An 18,716-nucleotide genomic window follows, 5' to 3' on the forward strand; every position below is an offset into this window, starting at 1 on the left:
ACCAACTGCGGGTCGGGCGATACAGGGATACCGCAGTCGGGATGCTCCTGAGTGGTCTGCTTTTCACTCCATCAACCAAGGAGTGATCATGATCGCTATCCCACCCGACCCGGTATCGGCGCAGCCTGTTTCGCCGACTCCGCCCGCAAACGAAAACCGGCCCGTGAAGCTGGCTGCGACGCGCAGCCTTCACGGCGTCTTCCTCGAAAAAAACGCACCACAATGGTTGACCGACGCAACGACGCAACGACGCGATGCGCTCAAGAACGTCTCGACGGTGCTGCCGTCCTGGTATCAAGACGCCACGCCCGCTCAGCGAACGGCGTTGAGTGACAGCTTCAAGGCCAGTGTCGATGCGCAGAACCGCCTGGACAAGCGCATGTCGACGTTCCAGCCGGTTGAAGCGTTCGCCAAACCCCTGCTGATCAAGGCCTTGAAAGACCAGTACCAGGTGCAAGTGGATGTCGAAAAGACACTCTTGTGCCTTAAACGTCCGGTAGAAATGGGTGTTCTGAAGATTGAACTGGCATCGTTCGAGCTCTTCAAACTTTCGCTGCTGGACGCCGCGCTGCATAACTTTGAAGCCTACGAATGCGCGGCAGACGCGTTTCACAGCACCTCCGGTTTCGTTGTCGCGACGACCACGCCGGACACCTACGAGTCCGTGAGCCCCGGCTTGACCGTCAGCCAGTTTCTGGGCTTGTGCCGCCGCCTGGATATCGGCAAGCAATACCAGACCTATCTGCAGGGCTTCTTTCATCCGACGGACGCGGCGGCTGAAGCCGAACTGCGCGAGCGATTCATCAGCAGCCAGAAGGCGACCCTGCGCGCCGCGGCCGAACAGGCACTGTTGCAGAAGGACATCGAACCGGCGGATCACGCCATGATTGTGTCAGTGATCGATGGCCAGATGCATCCGTGGATTGGCGAAAAACCGGTCTGGTTTGCCGATCTGGGGGTGATGAAAAAAAGAATGACCGGCTGTGTGGTTTTCGATATTTGTGAAAAATACCGCTACAGCGATGAGGTGATCGTGTACATCCCCCACGATCCGGAGCATCCGCTAAAGCGCTACAGCAGTGCGCAAATGCGCGACGAGTTCAAGCGCTTGCTCACAGCGCGCGATGCTGCACAGGCTTCGAGTGCGCAGCCGACGTCCTACCAGCGCTTCCTCAGTCAGTTCCTGCCCTATGACCAGCGCCCATACTATTTCAGTCAGTTCACGAAGAAGGCCGACGACTCTCCGAACGATGCCTGGCGCCTGAAGCGCAATCCATGGCTGGCATTTATTGAATCGATCACCCCCGGTTCGGTGTTTTCGCGAATCCGGGAGCTGCCGCCGGAGCGCAATGTCAAGCTTGTGCCTGAGCCTGATCCGTACATCGCCGCGTCGACGGTAAGTCGCGAGGGGCGGGGTATCTGGGCGCCCAACGAGGATCTTTGGGAGTACCTGTATAAACAGAACTGCAAGAAGGTCCTGGCCGACGCCCGAAGTCACGCCGTGCCGACGGCTGACGTCGATGTGAAAGCGCGTGAGGCCAAGCTGGCGCACTTGATGCAAATCGGCATGCTGGGATTGAACATGGTGTCGATGTTTGTGCCGGTGTTGGGCGAAGTCATGATGGTGGTGATGGCCGGGCAATTGTTGTACGAGACCCTGGAGGGCGCGATCGAGTGGAGTGAAGGCGATCGCAGGGCGGCCAAGGATCATCTGATCGACGTCGCCGAGAACCTGGCCCAGATCGTGGTGATGGCGGGGGTGGGCGTGGGTGTGCGCAAATTCTCAGCCGCCAGTGCGGTTCCGGTCATCGAACAACTCAGCCCGGTGAAGCTGCCCAATGGCCAGACGCGACTGTGGAAGCCCGATCTCGGCGCGTACGAATCCACGGTGACGCTGGAGGCCAGTCCTGGCCCGAACACGCAGGGACAGTACGTGATCGATGGCAAAACCTTTATTCGTCAGGACGGTAAGGTTTACGAGCAGTTTTATGACGAATCGATCAGCAAGTGGCGCATCAGGCATCCCACTGACGCCAGCGCCTATCAGCCTGTGCTCGAAAGCAATGGCCGGGGGGCCTGGCGTCATTCACTGGAACGGCCTCTGGCGTGGGATCGCCTCACCCTGTTACGGCGCATGGGGCATGTCACCGACGTATTTTCCGACGCCGAACTGATCAAGGCTGGCGATATCAGCGGCGTCAGTGACAATGCGTTGCGCAAGATGCATCTGGATAAAGCCGCGCCGCCGCCAGAGCTGACTCAGGCCATGCAACTGTTCAAGGCTGATGCGGATACGGCGCGCGTCATGGAGCAGTTGCAGGGGACGCAACCGATCGACGAAATGTACTTTTATGCGTTACCGCTGGTGACTGAAATGCCGCGCTGGCCGGCGAACCGGGTGCTGGAGGTCTTCGAAGGGCCGCAGATGTCCGGTAAATCCGTCAAGTACGGATCCGAACGCCGGGTTCGGGGTGTGAGCGTCAAGGCACCGATCCAGGTCACCCGGCCCGAGATCCTGAGCGGGGATATGCCAGCGCGAATTCTGGCGCAGCTCGACGAGTCCGAAATCACTCGACTGCTAGGCGGGGAAGGCGCGCGCGTGCATGACGCGAGGCCGGCAGAATTTGGCAAGCAAATGGCCGCTCACGCGCAAACCCGTCAACCAGCGATTCACGACAGTATTTACAAGGGCACCGAACCCGTCGACGCCAGGGTCACGCTCTTGCAGAACGCCTGTCCGGGGCTCAGCGACGCGGCTGCGCAAGAGATCCTTGCACACAGTCACACCGATGATCTTGCGCGGCTGGGCTCTCCCCATCGAGTCCCGTTGCGGATGCTGGAGGACGCTCGTTGGTACGCGCGGCGAAGTCGGCAAGTCACGGCCTATGCCGGCTTGCGCAGCGAAAACATCGCCTCGGCGGACAGCCGCCACCTGGCGCTGCGCACCCTGGAACGTCTGCCGGGCTGGCCAGACAACGTGCGGCTGGAAGTCCGCGAAGGCAAGGACAGTGGCACGTTGCTCGACAGCATTGGCAGCGAGACGGCCCGCGAAAAAAAATACCTGATCAAAAAGGGCCCGCAATTCCAGGCATTCAATGATCGCGGTGAAGAACTCAATAGCCTGCCTCGAAGCGCAGGCAACTTTTACGCATCGATCATGCACGCCTTGCCCGATGATGCGCGCCGTAGCCTGGGCATGCCGGAGGTCAGTCAGTGGCCCGAACTGCAAAAAAAGATCATCGAATACGCCGATCAGCATTACAGCACCACGCTGGCCTTTCTGGAGCCGCAGGGCAAGTGGTTCAAGGCACCTGTGCGGGTCAGCGAAACCTTGACCGGTTACGCCGCCAGCGGAAGGGGGCCCAGGCTCAATCCGGCGCTGAGTGCACGGGCGCGCGATATCTATCCCGATCTCACCGAAAGGCAGGCTGACGACTTCATTCTGGGACGAGTGCGGGCGGGCGATAACGAGAGCCAGATCGCTCAGATGTTGCAGGACCGCCTGCTTGAATGGAACAACCTTGAGACGACACTTGATCAATGGGTGGAGCATTCGACGGCTGCGCGCGGCGAGCAGGGCCACCGGTTGCGGGCTGCGCAAGCGCTGAAGGCGTGCTGGCGCAAGGCACCGTTAGCCGCCGAGATGCCCGGGGCAGACCAGCTCGCGTTCATCACCTACGATCCTTTGCCGGCACTTGCGGCGGATTTTACCCATGTGCGCGAACTGACCATTGGTGGCAACGGTATGACCGACGGCAATGCCGAAGCGTTTCTGGCTCTGCTGCCCAATGTCGAGAAATTGTCGCTGGGGCAGCGGAGCAATCACTATGGCATCTATGCGCTGCAACAAATGGCATTGACCACCTTGCCCGAGGCGGTGACCAGAATGGCCTCGCTGAAAAGTCTGAAGTTCAGAACAGCGGCGCCTGCATTGGCGATCTCTTTTCCAGCCAGATTGCGAGCATTGACCGGGCTTGAAGAGCTTCACCTCAACTACGCGGGATTGTTCACTCCCGCCCCGGTGCTTGACCTGGCACCACTCACACACCTGGAAAAAATCAAGATCGAAGGCTTGAGCCTGGTGCAGTGGCCTGCCTATGTGCAAGGGCTTCCTGCACTGCAGCGTCTGGACCTGTCGCGCACCGCCATCAGTTCCATTCCTGACTCGCTCTACACCGGACATGAACGACTCTGGGCGGGGCTATCGCTGGACTGGTCGAGGTTTTCCCATGAGGCGTTCAAGCCCGCTTATGAGTACGTCAAAAAGTACATGGGGGAATTCGGACATCTGGTTGATCTCGACTTGATGGTTCGCCGCTACTGTGCCGGCGAGCTGGAGTTTCTCACGGGGGAGGCCGGGCATATCAATCCGTTGCCTGCGCGCATCATGAACCTGTGGAACACCCCCGAAACCAGACTCAACGCCGTCGAGGCTTTACGTGCAGAGCACGCCGGGATCTTCCGGCAGTTTTATCACCCCACGGCGTCCGATGGACTGAGAACGACCATGCTATTGCCGCGCTGGCAGACGCAACCCAATGTCCGGGTGCTGCGCGCACTCGAAAAAAACTGGCGTGCTGCCATACGCAAGCGCTATAGCCTGGACTCCAATGTGCAACCGCCTGGCCCACTGGAGCGGGAACTTCCCGTGAACCGCGACGATGCCGGCGTATTCGAGCTGTATGACTCGACCTGGACGCAGAACGAAATCACCGTCAGCGAGCTACCCCGGTTACCGGCCGGCACATTTTCCCACGTGCGGACCGTGCGCCTTGACCGTATGGTTGCGCCGGTCGAGCAGGTTCGCGATTTTCTCATGGCCTTCAGTGGCGTGCGTAACCTGGAAATCACTTCGAGCGTTTTGACTGAGGTGCCGTTCAGGCCGGGCGACCTGGCGCAACTGACGCGACTGGACCTCTCCTTTAACCAGATCGAATCCACCCCTGCGCTGCAGAGCCGGATCAATGGTCTGGTAAACCTTGAACATCTGAGCATGCGCCTCAATCGGCTGACCGAACTGGATGTGTCGGGCCTGACCCGCCTCAAGACATTGAACCTCAGCTCGAATGCACTCGGTGCGTGGCCAAGGGGCGCTGAAAACCTTCCACAATTGAAATGGCTGGACCTGCGCTACAACAACATCGCTGCACTGCCGAAATCCGTGCTCGGCCACGCAGACATGCTGCTGCGCACCAGCCTGATGACCAACAATCCTTTCAGTGTTGAAGGGGCGGCGGCCTTGACGGCGGCGCAAGGGCGTATCGAAAGCGCCAGAGGTCTGCCCATCGGTGCCTTGGGGCAATTTGACTTGCAACCTGTACCGCTGCTGATGCCTCCGGGCGAGATGCCGGCCGAGACAGCGTTTTCTCTCGTTGAACGCCTGTTGCCGCCGCTTCTCGAGACCACCGTGGTTGAAGGTCCCACAGGTTTTGCACAGCGGGTGCAGGATCTGAACCCGATCATTTCCCCGGAAGAGGCGCAGCAATGCGTGGCCCGATTACGTCTGGAGGGGCTGACTGATGCAGGGATCGATGCCCGGTTGCGCGAATGGCAAGAAACCGCCGTATCAATGACCCGCGAATTGAATGGCTGGATCTTTGCCCGTGAGGCCAATGTCTACGGCAGTCTGGTCTCGGCGTACAGTCGAGAAATGGCTGCGCTGAAAATCCGTGAATGCTGGCAGGATGGCGTGACCGGTCATGCCGATGGCGCAGGGCAGACACTGAATCTTACCGGGGTGCACACAGGCGATTTACCGCCACTGTCGACAGTGCTTTCCCATGTCCGCACGCTCAATCTGACCGGTACCCGATTCACGTTGCAAAGTTTCAGCGGGTTTTGCCGCGCTTTCCCTGAGGTGACCACGCTGACGCTCAATGGCAATGCGCTGGAGGTGCTGCCGGGGGGCGTCGGCAACCTGAGCCAGTTGTCGCGGCTGGAGTTGAGCGGCAATCGCTTTGGGGATGCGCAAAGCCTTTATTCCCAGGTCGGAGGGGATCGCCTGCGATGGCTGGACCTCAGTCACAACCGTCTGGACGACTTCAACGCCAGCGCGTTCAGCCGACTGGAAACCCTCAATCTCGCCAACAATGGTCTGCAGCATTGGCCAGACGGAATAATGGAGCTGGAACATCTGCAAACGTTGAACCTGACGCTCAACCGCATCATGAACATACCTGGCTGGTTGTTGGGGGGCGCGCATCAACCACTGGTTGCCGGCACTGACCTGTCCGAAAATCCACTGCTTCTCAATAGTCTGGAACAGCTCAGGGATTACAGCGTGGCCAACGATGGCCGCCCTGTGATGGGACTGTCGCGAGCCACTCTGGATCATGAAATCGTGCAGCGCCAGTTACATGCCGACAGCGAGTCCGATTTTGACTATGAATCGGGGTCCGGGAGCGATGACAGCGATGACAGCGATGACAGCGATGACAGTGATGGCGGGGGGGGCGGTGGCGGCGCAGCGGTTGTGCCGGGTGCAGATGTGCATGCGGGTGTCGAGGCACTTGAGGTTATTGCCAACCCGCAACACGACGTGGCTGCGCCGGCCATGGAAACCTGGCTGACTTACACACCCGTCGATGCGCGCTCCGCTCGGCAAAAGATGTGGCAGCAATTGGCGCAAGAAGCCAATCATGAGTCGTTCTTTCATTTGCTCTCGACGCTGCACGATACCGCCGAGTTCAGGCTGGCGGGTGGCGATCTGACTCACCGGGTATGGCAAGTCATTCAGGCAGCGAGTGAAAATACCGAATTGCGCGAGCTGTTATTTGCCAACGCCGAGACCCATGGCACCTGTCCTGATGGCCGCATTCTTTCTTTCAGCGAACTGGAAACACGGGTTTATGTGTACACCGCTTTACGCGATATACCTCGTCATCGTGCGGATCTGCGAGGCAGAGCCCTGTTGGATATGACCCGACGCCTGTTTCGACTTGACAGGGTCGACAGGCTGGCTGAAGCCGTTGCCGTTAACCAGGACAGAGCGGAAGTGCGACTGCAGTATCGCATCGGCATGATCCGCGGTTGGCCGGACGGGCTGGAATTACCGGCACAACCGGAGCATATGCTGTACGGCACGCCCATCCGGGGGCGGCGATTGATCAACGCACGCGCCTCTGTACTGGCGGATGAGGCGTCGAACATATTCGTGGAGGATCTTAGTGCGCGTGATTACTGGGGTGTCTATCTGCAAGAACAATATCCCGCCGAGTTCCAGGCGCTTGAACAGAACGCCGCAAGGCGCATGGAAGAGGTTGAGGATGCACATCCCGACAGAAACGACAGTGCAGAATCGCTCCAGACGTATCTCGATGCGATGCAAGCGTTAAGGATCGAACTGGCCGATGCGCGTTCCGCGACGCTGCAGGCGCTGACCCGCCAGGAAATGCAGAAATTGGCAGGAGCGCATGAAGAGGGGCCGCAGCCGGGCCCTTCGTCACCGCAACCGGGGCCCTCGTGGCGGCCGTGACGCAGTGATGGGGCGGGCCTGGGAGCAGAAGGTTCCCAGGCCCTTGGCCAGACTCAGTTGTCGTAACCCAGATTCGGCGCCAGCCAGCGCTCGGTCACGCTCAATTCCTGGCCTTTGCGCGAGGTGTAGCTGGCGACCTGATCCTTGTCGACCTTGCCCACGGCAAAGTACTGCGCTTGCGGGTGGGCGAAGTACCAGCCGCTGACCGCAGCCGCCGGGAACATCGCGTAGTGTTCGGTGAGGAACACGCCGCTGCGGCCGGCGCGCATTTCTTCGGCTTGCGGATCGAGCAAGGCGAACAGCGCGGCTTTCTCGGTGTGATCCGGGCAGGCCGGGTAACCCGGAGCAGGGCGGATGCCGCTGTATTGCTCTTTGATCAGCGCGTCGTTATCGAGCACTTCGTCCTTGGCGTAACCCCAGTGCTCTTTACGCACTTGCTGGTGCAGCCATTCGGCGCAGGCTTCGGCCAAACGGTCGGCCAGGGCTTTGACCATGATCGAGTTGTAGTCGTCGCCAGCGTCTTGGTAAGCCTTGGCCACTTCCTCGGCGCCGATGCCGGCGGTGGTGATGAAACCGCCGACGTAGTCGGTCACTTCGCTGTCTTTCGGCGCCACGAAGTCGGCCAGCGAGAAGTTCGGCTTGCCGTCGGTCTTGATGATCTGCTGGCGCAGGTGATGCAGCTTGGCCAATGGCTTGCCGTCATCGCCGTACAGTTCGATGTCGTCGTCATGCACCTGATTGGCCGGCCAGAAACCGAACACCGCACGGGCGCTGATCAGCTTCTCGTCGATCAGCTTGGCGAGCATTTCCTGCGCGTCCTTGTACAGCGCGGTGGCGGCCTCACCGACCACTTCGTCTTCAAGGATGCGCGGGAATTTGCCGGCCAGGTCCCAAGAGATAAAGAACGGCGTCCAGTCGATGTATTCAGCGAGGACTTTGAGGTCGATGTTGTCCAGCACCTTGCTGCCGGTGAAGGTCGGTTTGACCGGCTCATAAGTTGCCCAATCGAACTGCGGCTTCTTGGCGATGGCCGCGGCGTAGCTCAAGCGCTCGGTACGGGCACTGCGGTTCGAGGTGCGTTCGCGTACATCGACGTATTCCAGACGGGTTTTCTCGACGAAACCGGCCTTCAATTCTTTCGACAGCAACTGCGTCGCCACGCCGACCGCGCGGGAAGCGTCGGTCACGTAAACCACGGCATCGTTGCTGTACTTCGGTTCGATCTTCACCGCGGTGTGCGCTTTGGAAGTGGTCGCGCCACCGATCATCAGCGGCAGATGGAAATCCTGACGCTGCATCTCACGGGCAACGTGAACCATTTCGTCCAGCGACGGCGTGATCAGGCCGGAGAGGCCGATGATGTCGCACTTCTGTTCTTTGGCGACCTGCAGAATCTTCTCCGCCGGCACCATTACGCCGAGGTCGACGATGTCATAGCCGTTGCAACCGAGTACCACGCCGACAATGTTCTTGCCGATGTCGTGCACGTCGCCCTTCACCGTCGCCATGAGGATCTTGCCCTTGGCTTCCGGCTTGTCGCCTTTTTCCAGTTCGATGAACGGGATCAAGTGCGCCACGGCCTGCTTCATTACGCGGGCGGATTTCACCACCTGCGGCAGGAACATTTTGCCGGCACCGAACAGGTCGCCAACGATGTTCATGCCGGACATCAGCGGGCCTTCGATCACTTCGATCGGGCGCGCAAACGACTGACGGGATTCTTCGGTGTCTTCAACGATGTGCGTGGTGATGCCTTTGACCAGCGCATGTTCCAGACGCTTGTTGACCTCCCAGCTACGCCACTCTTCGGTCTCGGCTTCCTTGACGCTGCCGTCGCCCTTGTACTTGTCGGCAATGGCGAGGAGGGCGTCGGTGCCGTTTGGCGTGCGGTTGAGTACCACGTCTTCGACGGCGTCGCGCAGTTCTTGCGGGATCTGGTCGTAGATCTCCAGTTGACCGGCGTTGACGATGCCCATGGTCAGGCCCGCACGGATCGCGTACAGCAAGAACACCGAGTGAATCGCCTCGCGCACCGGGTTGTTGCCCCGGAACGAGAACGACACGTTGGACACGCCGCCCGAAGTCAGCGCATACGGCAGTTCGTCGCGGATGTAGGCGCAGGCGTTGATGAAGTCGACCGCGTAGTTGTTGTGTTCTTCGATACCGGTGGCGACGGCGAAGATGTTCGGGTCGAAGATGATGTCTTCCGGCGGGAAGCCGACTTCGTTGACCAGAATGTCGTAGGAGCGTTTGCAGATTTCTTTCTTGCGCGCTTCGGTGTCGGCCTGACCGGCTTCGTCGAACGCCATCACCACCACTGCAGCACCGTAGCGCTTACACAGTTTGGCGTGATGGATGAACTGCTCGACGCCTTCTTTCATGCTGATCGAGTTGACGATGCCCTTGCCCTGAATGCACTTCAGGCCGGCTTCGATCACTTCCCATTTGGAGGAGTCGATCATGATCGGTACGCGCGAGATGTCCGGTTCACCGGCGATCAGATTGAGGAAGGTCACCATGGCCTTCTTCGAATCGAGCATGCCTTCGTCCATGTTGATGTCGATCACCTGCGCGCCGGCTTCGACCTGCTGCAGGGCGACTTCCAGCGCTTCGGTGTAGTTGTCTTCACGGATCAGGCGGGCGAATTTCGCCGAGCCGGTGATGTTGGTGCGCTCACCGACGTTGACGAACAGCGAGCTGCGATCGATGGTGAAGGGTTCCAGACCCGAGAGGCGGCAAGCCTTGGGAATGTCCGGAATCTGACGCGGCGCGTAACCGGCAACAGCTTTGGCGATGGCTTCGATGTGCCCCGGCGTGGTGCCGCAGCAGCCGCCGACGATGTTGAGGAAGCCGCTCTGGGCGAATTCTTCGATGACCTTGGCGGTTTCCGACGGCAGTTCGTCGTACTCGCCGAATTCGTTCGGCAGGCCGGCGTTCGGGTGCGCGGAAACGTGGGTGCTGGCCTTGTTCGACAGCTCTTCCAGGTACGGACGCAACTCGCTGGCGCCGAGGGCGCAGTTGAGGCCGACCGAGATTGGCTTGGCGTGTGCCACCGAGTTCCAGAACGCTTCGGTGGTCTGGCCCGACAGGGTACGGCCGGAGGCGTCGGTGATGGTCCCGGAAATCATGATCGGCAGTTCGATGTGCAGCTCTTCGAACACGCCTTGCACGGCGAAGATCGCCGCTTTGGCGTTGAGGGTGTCGAAAATGGTTTCGATCAGGATCAGGTCGGCGCCGCCCTCGATCAGGCCTTTGGTGGCTTCGGTGTAGTTTTCCACCAGCTCATCAAAGGTGACGTTGCGATAGCCCGGGTTGTTGACGTCCGGTGACAGCGAGCAGGTGCGGCTGGTCGGGCCCAGCACGCCGGCGACGAAACGCGGCTTGCCCGGGTTCTCGGCGGTCTTGGCGTCGGCGACCTTGCGCGCCAGACGTGCGCCTTCTACGTTTAGTTCGTAGGCCAGTTCTTCCATGCCGTAGTCGGCCATGGAAATGCGCGTGGCGTTGAAGGTGTTGGTTTCGAGGATGTCGGCGCCGGCATCCAGGTAGGCTTTTTCGATGCCGCCGATCACATCGGGACGGGTGAGCACCAACAGGTCGTTGTTGCCCTTGACGTCACTCGGCCAGTCGGCGAAGCGTTTGCCGCGATAGTCCTGTTCTTCGAGCTTGTAGCTCTGGATCATCGTGCCCATGCCGCCGTCGAGTATCAGGATGCGCTCTTTGAGAGCTTGCTTGAGAGCTTGAAGGCGGACGCTGCGATCGGACATTTGGACTACTCGGAAAGACCATTACGAAGGAGCGGGATCATAGCAAACCTGTGCGCTTTTAGAGCATGTTGGGCTTTTGCATGAATATCGCTCATGTTGGTACGGGCGTCATACTGTAGAATCGCGGCGTTTTTTAACAATCGGGATCAGCAGCATGTCTTACCGCGTCATTGGTTTTGTGTTGCTGTTTCTCAGCTGGGGCGCCGTGGCGCAAGAGCCAGCGACTGTGCCGGCCATTTCTCAGTCGATTTCGTACGTCCGCGACATCCAGCCAATCTTCACCGAGAAGTGCGTGGCCTGCCATGCCTGCTACGACTCGGCCTGCCAGTTGAATCTGGGCAGTGGCGAGGGTGCGGCCCGTGGCGCGAGCAAAATGCCGGTCTATGACGGCGAGCGCACACAAGCGGCACCGACCACGCGACTGTTTTACGACGCCTTCGGTAAACGCGCCTGGCAGCAGAAAGACTTCTATTCGGTGCTCGATGCGCAGGGCAGTCAGGCGGCGCTGATGGCGCGCATGCTCGAGCTCGGGCACAAGACGCCGCTGACGCCCAACGCCAAACTCCCGGAAGAGATTGTGCTGGGCCTGAACCGCGAGAACATGTGCTCGCTGCCCGCCGAGTTTGAGGGCTACGCCGGCGCCCATCCGAAAGAAGGCATGCCGCTGGCGGTGACCGGGCTGACCGATCAGCAATATCAGACGCTGCAGCGCTGGCTGGCCTCGGGTGCCCCGATTGACGAACAAGGCCTGGCGCCGAGCGCGAAAGAGGCGCTGCAAATCGTCCAGTGGGAAAATCTGCTTAATACTCCCGGCGCCCGGCAGAGTCTGGTCGGACGGTGGCTTTACGAGCACTTGTACCTCGCGCACATCTATTTCAAGGATGGCGAGCCGGGGCATTACTTCCAGTGGGTGCGTTCGCGCACACCGAGCGGGCAGCCGATCGACCTGATCGCCACCCGTCGTCCCAACGACGATCCGGGCACCCAGGTGTATTACCGCTTGTGGCCGGTGCAAGGGGTGATCGTGCACAAAACCCATATCACCTATCTGCTGAGCGCGGCGAAGATGGCGCGGGTGAAAAGCCTGTTTTACAGCGGCAACTGGCAGGTCAATGCCTTGCCGGGTTACGGCCCGCAGAGCCGCGCGAATCCCTTCGCGACATTCGAGGCGATTCCGGCGCAGGCGCGTTACCAATTCATGCTCGACAACGCCGAGTACTTTGTCCGCACCTTTATTCGCGGCCCGGTGTGCCGTGGGCAGATTGCGACCGACGTGATTCGCGACAACTTCTGGGCGCTGTTCCAGGCCCCGGAACACGACCTCTATATCACCGACCCGAATTATCGCGGCCAGGCCACGCCGCTGTTGGCCATGCCCGGGCAGAACGACGATGTCGGCAGCGTGTTGAGCCTGTGGCGCAACTACCGCGACAAGCGCAATGAATATGAGGCTCTGCGCCGCGACAGCTACGCCGATCTCCCCGCGCCGAGCTGGTCGACCCTGTGGGCCGGCAATGACAACGCGTTACTGAGCATTTTCCGTCACTTCGACAGCGCTTCGGTGACCAAAGGCCTGATTGGCGAGGTGCCGCAGACGATGTGGCTGTTTGACTATCCGCTGCTCGAACGCACCTATTACCAGTTGGCAGTCAACTTCGACGTGTTTGGCAACGTCTCCCATCAGGCGCAAACCCGGTTGTATTTCGACCTGATCCGCAATGGCGCCGAGCAGAACTTCCTGCGCCTGATGCCCGCTGATTCGCGCGAAGACTATCTCGACGATTGGTACCAGAGCGGCGGCCAGTTCAAGATGTGGCTCGATTACGAGGCGATTGACGATGACAAGCCGACTGCGCTGAACCTCGACGAGAAAGACCCGAAATACGATTTCGCCATGCAATTGCTCGCGCGTTACGGTGATCTCAATGCGCGGCCGGATCCGATCAATCGTTGCGCCGGCGCTTACTGCTCACGGCCAAATATCGACCCGGCGCTGCAAAATGCCGAACAGGCATTGAGTCGCCTGACATCGCGCCCGGCGGCCGGATTGCAGGTCATCGACCAACTTCCGGAAGCGACCATGCTGCGTGTCGAAACCGCCGGTGGCAAACGCGAGGTGTACAGCCTGTTGCGCAACCGCGCGCACAGTAACGTGGCGTTCCTGCTCGGCGAGTCACGGCGTTATCAGCCCGGGCTGGATACGCTGACCATTTACCCGGGCGTGCTCAGCAGCTATCCGAACTTCATCTTTAATGTCCCGGCCGATCAGGTGCCGGCGTTTGTCGATGCAATGGAAAACGCCAAGGATGCCAACCGCTTCGAGAAAATCGTCGAACGTTGGGGGATCCGCCGCAGTCATCCGCAATTCTGGTTCTATTTCCACGATTTGAGTCAGTACATTCACGAAACCGATCCGGTGGAAGAGGGCGTGCTGGACATGAACCGCTACGAGAATCTTTGATCGTTTGAAGCGAGGCTGCTGTCCCAACTTCAAGCGACACCGCAAAACCCCTTGTAGGAGTGAGCCTGCTCGCGATAGCGGAGAATCAGGCACTGGAGATGTTGAATGTGCCGCCGCCATCGCGAGCAGGCTCACTCCTACAAGGGGTCTGCGGTGGTTTCAGGAATTGTGATCGGGAGCGGCCGATGTTGATTTCAGTGCAAGCCCTGCGTGCGCTGGCCGCGTGGACGGTGGTCTGCCACCACTTCATGCAGATTTTCTTTGACTTCAAAGCACGCGGGCCAATCGGGCAGCTGTTCATCGACAAGGGCGCGGTAGGCGTCGATATCTTCTTCGTCATCAGCGGTCTGGTGATTTTCCTCTCGACCGAAAACAAACCGCTGCCGCCCGCGCGCTTTCTGTTGTATCGGCTGTTTCGCATCGTCCCGGCGTATTGGCTGTATACGCTGCTGATGGCGCTGCTGGTGGTGTTTGCCCAGCCGTTGCTGCCGGACCAAACCGTGGATTGGGGTCATGTGTTGTTGTCGTTGCTGTTCATTCCGACTGAGAACCCCGGCGGCTACGGCATTTATCCGACGCTGAATGTCGGCTGGACGCTTAATTACGAAATCCTTTTTTACGTGCTGTTCGCCTGGGCGCTGCTGTTTCGCTTGCAGGTGCGCCTGCTGGTAGTCGCGGCGTTGCTGTTTGCAGTGAGTCAGGCATGGACCGGGTTTGGCTGGATCAGCGAGTTCTATCGGTCGGACATCGTCTATGAGTTTCTGCTGGGGATCGGCATCGGCATGCTTTATCGCCGGGGCTGGATCGGTGCGGGACTGTGGTTGCCGCTGGCGGCCATCGTCGCGGCGTTGCTGGCGATTTATCATTGGGCACCGGCGCCGAGGCTGCTCAACTGGGGGGTGCCGAGTGCGGTGCTGGTGATGGCGTGTATCTCACTGGAGCGTTATGTCGAACGTAGTCGTGTCCTCAAACTGCTCGGCGATTGCTCGTATTCGGTGTATCTGATGCACGTTCTGGTGTTGTCGGCAGGCGGTTATCTGGCCCGCCGCTACGGCATCAACCCGTATTTGATGTTTGTCGTGTGCGCGCTGGCCATCGCTTTCGGCTCCTGGTTGAGCTACGAATGGGTGGAAAAACGCAGCTATCGCTGGCTCAAGACGCGGATCGACGGCGGGGCGGACGAAAATCTTTCCCGACAAAAATACTAGGACTTTGTCCGGCGCAACGATTGGCGTAAACTGCGCCCAAGCCTGCGAGGAGTTTCCATGACCGCTATTACCATTACCGACGCCGCCCACGATTACCTGGCTGATCTGCTCTCCAAGCAGAACACCCCGGGCATCGGCATCCGCGTCTTCATCACCCAGCCTGGCACCCAGTACGCCGAAACCTGCATTGCCTACTGCAAGCCGGGCGAAGAAAAACCTGAAGACACCGCGCTGGGGCTGAAAAGCTTCACCGCCTATATCGACCACTTCAGCGAAGCGTTTCTCGACGACGCCGTTGTCGACTACGCCACCGACCGCATGGGCGGCCAACTGACCATCAAGGCGCCAAACGCCAAAGTACCGATGGTCAACGCCGACAGCCCGGTCAACGAGCGCATCAACTACTACCTGCAAACCGAAATCAACCCGGGGCTGGCCAGCCACGGCGGTCAGGTCAGCCTGATCGATGTGGTTGAAGACGGCATCGCCGTTCTGCAGTTCGGTGGCGGTTGCCAGGGCTGCGGCCAGGCGGACGTGACCTTGAAGGAAGGCATCGAGCGCACCTTGCTCGAGCGCATCCCTGAGCTGAAGGGTGTTCGCGACGTGACCGACCACACGCAGAAAGAAAACGCCTACTACTAAGTAAGGTGTTCACTGCGGACATGAAAAACGGCGCCCCGTGAGCGCCGTTTTTTTATGGGTGAGTTTTTTATGGATGAAATGTACCGACGCCTTCGCGAGCAGGCTCGCTCCCACCTTCGATCGCATTCCCAATGTGGGAGCGAGCCTGCTGGCGAAGGGGCCTTCATGGGCGATAGAGGTGAGCATGCCCAGCGCGATACAACGATGACTCGCTAAACACCTCACTACCCAACACCCGGCCCACCAAAATTAACGCCGTACGCCGAAACCCTTTGGCCTCGACCTTTCCGGCGATATCCGCCAGCGTCCCGACCACCCAATCCTGATCCGGCCACGTCGCCCGGTGAATCACCGCGATCGGGCAATCGGCACCGTAATGCGGCATCAGCTCCGCCAGAATCTTCTCCAGATGGTTGACCCCCAGATGAATCGCCATGGTCGCGCCGTGCTGCGCCAGACTGCCGAGTTCTTCGCCTGCCGGCATGGCGGTCTTGTCGGCGTAACGGGTCAGAATCACGCTTTGCGACACGTCCGGCAGGGTCAGTTCCGCACCCAGCAACGCCGCACACGCGGCGGTCGCGGTCACGCCGGGAATGATCTCGAACGGAATATTCAGCTCACGCAGGTAACGAATCTGCTCACCAATCGCACCGTACAGACTCGGGTCGCCGGAGTGCACCCGCGCCACATCCTGACCTTGGGCATGCGCGGTTTTGATCAATTCGATGATCTGTTCCAGATGCAATTCAGCGCTGTTGACCACCGTTTCGGCTTGATGGCCGGCGAGCACCGCCGCGGGCACCAGGGAACCTGCGTAGATAATCACCGGGCAACTGCGGATCAGCCGCTGGCCTTTGACGGTGATCAGTTCCGGGTCGCCGGGGCCGGCGCCGATGAAGTAAACGGTCATCGTTAAATCCTGAGTAAAAGAGGGCACGACCGCGTTGCAGATGAACAACGCTCATGATCAATGGTGGGGATTATCGGGAATTTACGCCGCGCCGGCCAATGCCAACGTGGCCTGAGCGTATTTCTGCCGGGAAATCAGCAGTTTTGCCGGGGCCTGAATCAGCTGTTCGGCGAGTGCCAACGCTGCACTTTCCGCCACGCCGTAGCAACCGGTGCGTTCGTAGGCAATTTGCGAATGGTGGCTGAGTCGTTGTTGATAACTGGCCAGTTCTTCGCTGCTGAAGTACAGCAAGGGCAGGGCGAGTTGCGTAGCAAGTTCTTGCAGCCCCGGCTCGTCGCGCTTCAGGTCGATGCTGGCCAACGCCTTGACCGTTTCAAGCTCTATGCGGTGCGCCTGTAAGGCTTGGTCGAGTAACGCGCGCAGCGTGCTGGCCGGGCAGCCGCGCTGGCAGCCCAGGCCGACTACAAAGGTCGGCGCTGCGGTGTCATCGGTCATGCGTGGTATTGGCCAGCGCTTTTGCGGCGGAACAACCAGGCGCTGATCAGGCCCAAGGCCAGCCAGAACGCCACGTTGGTCAACTGCGAAGCGATTTTGAACTGAGCTTCCAATGCCTCGGGGGCGAGCATCGAATGCACTTCCGGTTGCGGCGCGCCGATCACGTGCGGCACGGCGAGGATGGCCACGCCGAGGATCTTCATCAGCCAGTGACGACTGAACGCGATCAATGACAGACCGACAGCGGTCGAAGCAACTGTGCCAATCCACCACATCTGTCGTGATGCCAGATCGGCTGCGGCGGTGCCCGGTAATTCAGGTGGCAGCCCCAGGGTTGGCGCGAGGACGAATGTCGCGTAACCGGCCAGGCCCCAGAGCAGGCCTTGCGAGGTTTTGGTCGGCGCGCGCAGGGTGTAGAGACCTGCGAGCATCAGGGCGAAGCCGACAGCCACCACCAGATTGCCGCCCGTGGTCGAGACCACACGTTGCCAGCCGTCTTCCGGCTCCCAGGCTTCAGTGTCGTGGGTGTGCGCAGCGGTGCCGGCGGCGTGCTCGTGAACTTCGGCAACCGGTTCGGCTTTCTCGAACGTCTCGGCCTGAAGAATCAGTGGCGATACCCAGAAACTTTGCAGCAGAGTGAGGAGCAGAGCGGCCAGCAGTCCGGTGAAACCTGCGGTTTGCGCAATTCGCTTGATCATGTCGGCAGGTCTCAGTGGCACGGGAACGCGGCGCTGTGGCGGGTATCGTGGGCGGCGTTGTGCACCGCTTCGATGTGCGAGAAGCCGGCGAAATAAACCAGGCAGGCGCCGAGGATCGACGCGAAGACGGCGGCGGTCAGGCGTTGGCTCAGAGTCGTGGTGCTGGTGATTTTGTCCGTGTTGCTGCCGGTGCTGCTGATGATCGACATGGCGCTTCCCTCTGGAATGTCAGTGGGTGAATCGAGCGCATGAAAACCCCTGCGGGTCGGGCTCGCAGAGGTTCGAACAGCGCCCGCCCACCGCGGGTTTGTTATGTTCAGCGACGCACAAGGTGCGGGCTGTGTGTTGCGGGCCGGTCTCCGGGCTCACGAGGGGTTGGCGTCAGGCCGACCTGCAAGCGTCTCCTTCCCATGCCGCACGGGCACAGTGGTTTTGACGCTTCGCTCGCTTACCGTTGCGGGGGCAGCACCGGACTGACATGGGCTTGAGTAAAGCACATGATTCACCGGTTTCCCGTTTCACCCTGTGAAGGGCACCCGTAACAAGTTGTGTAGGAGAGCATGGGGGTGGGGTTTTGGTCAATTTTTGGGTGTATATCCGTTGCTGCGGGTGTTGCTGATTAGGGTTCCGCCCTTACGGCGGGTCACTTTTTCCAGACGCCGAAAAAGTAACCAAAAAGGCTTGCTCCTGCGTGCGGCCCGCTCGCTGGGGCTCGGGGTTCCTTCGCTCCGGGATCGATCCGGGCGCAGCGCCTACGGTTTGCTTCGCTGCACCTCCTCTCGCTGTGTTTGGCTGCGCCAAACGGTCGCTACGCTCCCACGCCCGGATCAATCCCTCCACTCAGCCTTCCGATGTCGCCCGTGGATCAAGATCAAGAGCAGGCGAGCTGACACTCGGCCTATTGAGTGGTGAGGAGCGGGGCGCGTTCGGCTTTTGATTTGCGTTGTTGCTGCCCCTCACCCCAGCCCTCTCCCGAGGGAGAGGGAGCCGATTGGTAGGTGCTTCAAAATGTGCGTTCCACTCGGTATTCCACGTCGGTGTACCTCTTCCATTCCACGCAATCA

Annotated in this window: 9 protein-coding genes and 1 riboswitch; of the genes, 4 read left to right on the forward strand and 5 right to left on the reverse strand. The window is 60.0% G+C overall.

Annotated elements, in window-relative coordinates; all coding sequences use genetic code 11:
* Positions 1–88: 88 nt before the first annotated feature.
* The gene (locus tag ACI514_RS08140) at positions 89–7,474 is read left to right on the forward strand and encodes an NEL-type E3 ubiquitin ligase domain-containing protein (RefSeq protein WP_405123488.1); all 7,386 of its coding nucleotides are present in this window, start codon (positions 89–91) and stop codon (positions 7,472–7,474) included.
* 53 nt (positions 7,475–7,527) lie between these two features.
* On the opposite strand, the gene metH is transcribed toward ACI514_RS08140, so the two are convergent.
* The gene (gene metH, locus ACI514_RS08145) at positions 7,528–11,238 is read right to left on the reverse strand and encodes a methionine synthase (RefSeq protein WP_405123489.1); all 3,711 of its coding nucleotides are present in this window, start codon (positions 11,236–11,238) and stop codon (positions 7,528–7,530) included.
* Positions 11,239–11,392: 154 nt separating this feature from the next.
* On the opposite strand from metH, the gene ACI514_RS08150 reads away from it, so the two are divergent.
* The 3 genes from ACI514_RS08150 (at position 11,393) to nfuA (ending at position 15,549) form a co-directional block, all read left to right on the forward strand.
* Positions 11,393–13,699: a fatty acid cis/trans isomerase gene (locus tag ACI514_RS08150; protein WP_405123490.1), complete on the forward strand. Its 2,307-nt coding sequence runs from the start codon at positions 11,393–11,395 to the stop codon at positions 13,697–13,699.
* 185 nt (positions 13,700–13,884) lie between these two features.
* The gene (locus tag ACI514_RS08155) at positions 13,885–14,907 is read left to right on the forward strand and encodes an acyltransferase family protein (RefSeq protein WP_405123491.1); all 1,023 of its coding nucleotides are present in this window, start codon (positions 13,885–13,887) and stop codon (positions 14,905–14,907) included.
* 57 nt (positions 14,908–14,964) lie between these two features.
* Positions 14,965–15,549 (forward strand): Fe-S biogenesis protein NfuA, encoded by a 585-nt coding sequence (gene nfuA / locus ACI514_RS08160; RefSeq protein WP_007912592.1) that lies wholly within the window; start codon positions 14,965–14,967, stop codon positions 15,547–15,549.
* 163 nt (positions 15,550–15,712) lie between these two features.
* On the opposite strand, the gene cobM is transcribed toward nfuA, so the two are convergent.
* The 4 genes from cobM to ACI514_RS08180 all read right to left on the reverse strand — a co-directional run bounded on the left by cobM (position 15,713) and on the right by ACI514_RS08180 (position 17,861).
* Positions 15,713–16,459 carry a precorrin-4 C(11)-methyltransferase gene (gene cobM / locus ACI514_RS08165; RefSeq protein ID WP_405123492.1) on the reverse strand — a complete coding sequence of 249 codons (747 nt, stop codon included), beginning with the start codon at positions 16,457–16,459 and terminating at the stop codon, positions 15,713–15,715.
* Positions 16,460–16,540: 81 nt separating this feature from the next.
* Complete coding sequence (locus ACI514_RS08170) at positions 16,541–16,954, reverse strand: cobalamin biosynthesis protein (RefSeq protein WP_405123493.1); 414 nt, start codon at positions 16,952–16,954, stop codon at positions 16,541–16,543.
* Positions 16,951–17,652, reverse strand: a complete 702-nt coding sequence (locus tag ACI514_RS08175) for a CbtA family protein (protein WP_405123494.1) — start codon at positions 17,650–17,652, stop codon at positions 16,951–16,953. The genes ACI514_RS08170 and ACI514_RS08175 overlap by 4 nt, the downstream gene beginning before the upstream one ends.
* Before the next feature lie 11 nt (positions 17,653–17,663).
* Positions 17,664–17,861 (reverse strand): CbtB domain-containing protein, encoded by a 198-nt coding sequence (locus ACI514_RS08180; protein ID WP_160058263.1) that lies wholly within the window; start codon positions 17,859–17,861, stop codon positions 17,664–17,666.
* A gap of 123 nt (positions 17,862–17,984) precedes the next feature.
* Positions 17,985–18,207, reverse strand: a riboswitch (cobalamin riboswitch).
* Positions 18,208–18,716: the final 509 nt, after the last annotated feature.

The organism is Pseudomonas sp. M20 (genome assembly GCF_045037865.1).
Lineage (GTDB): Bacteria > Pseudomonadota > Gammaproteobacteria > Pseudomonadales > Pseudomonadaceae > Aquipseudomonas.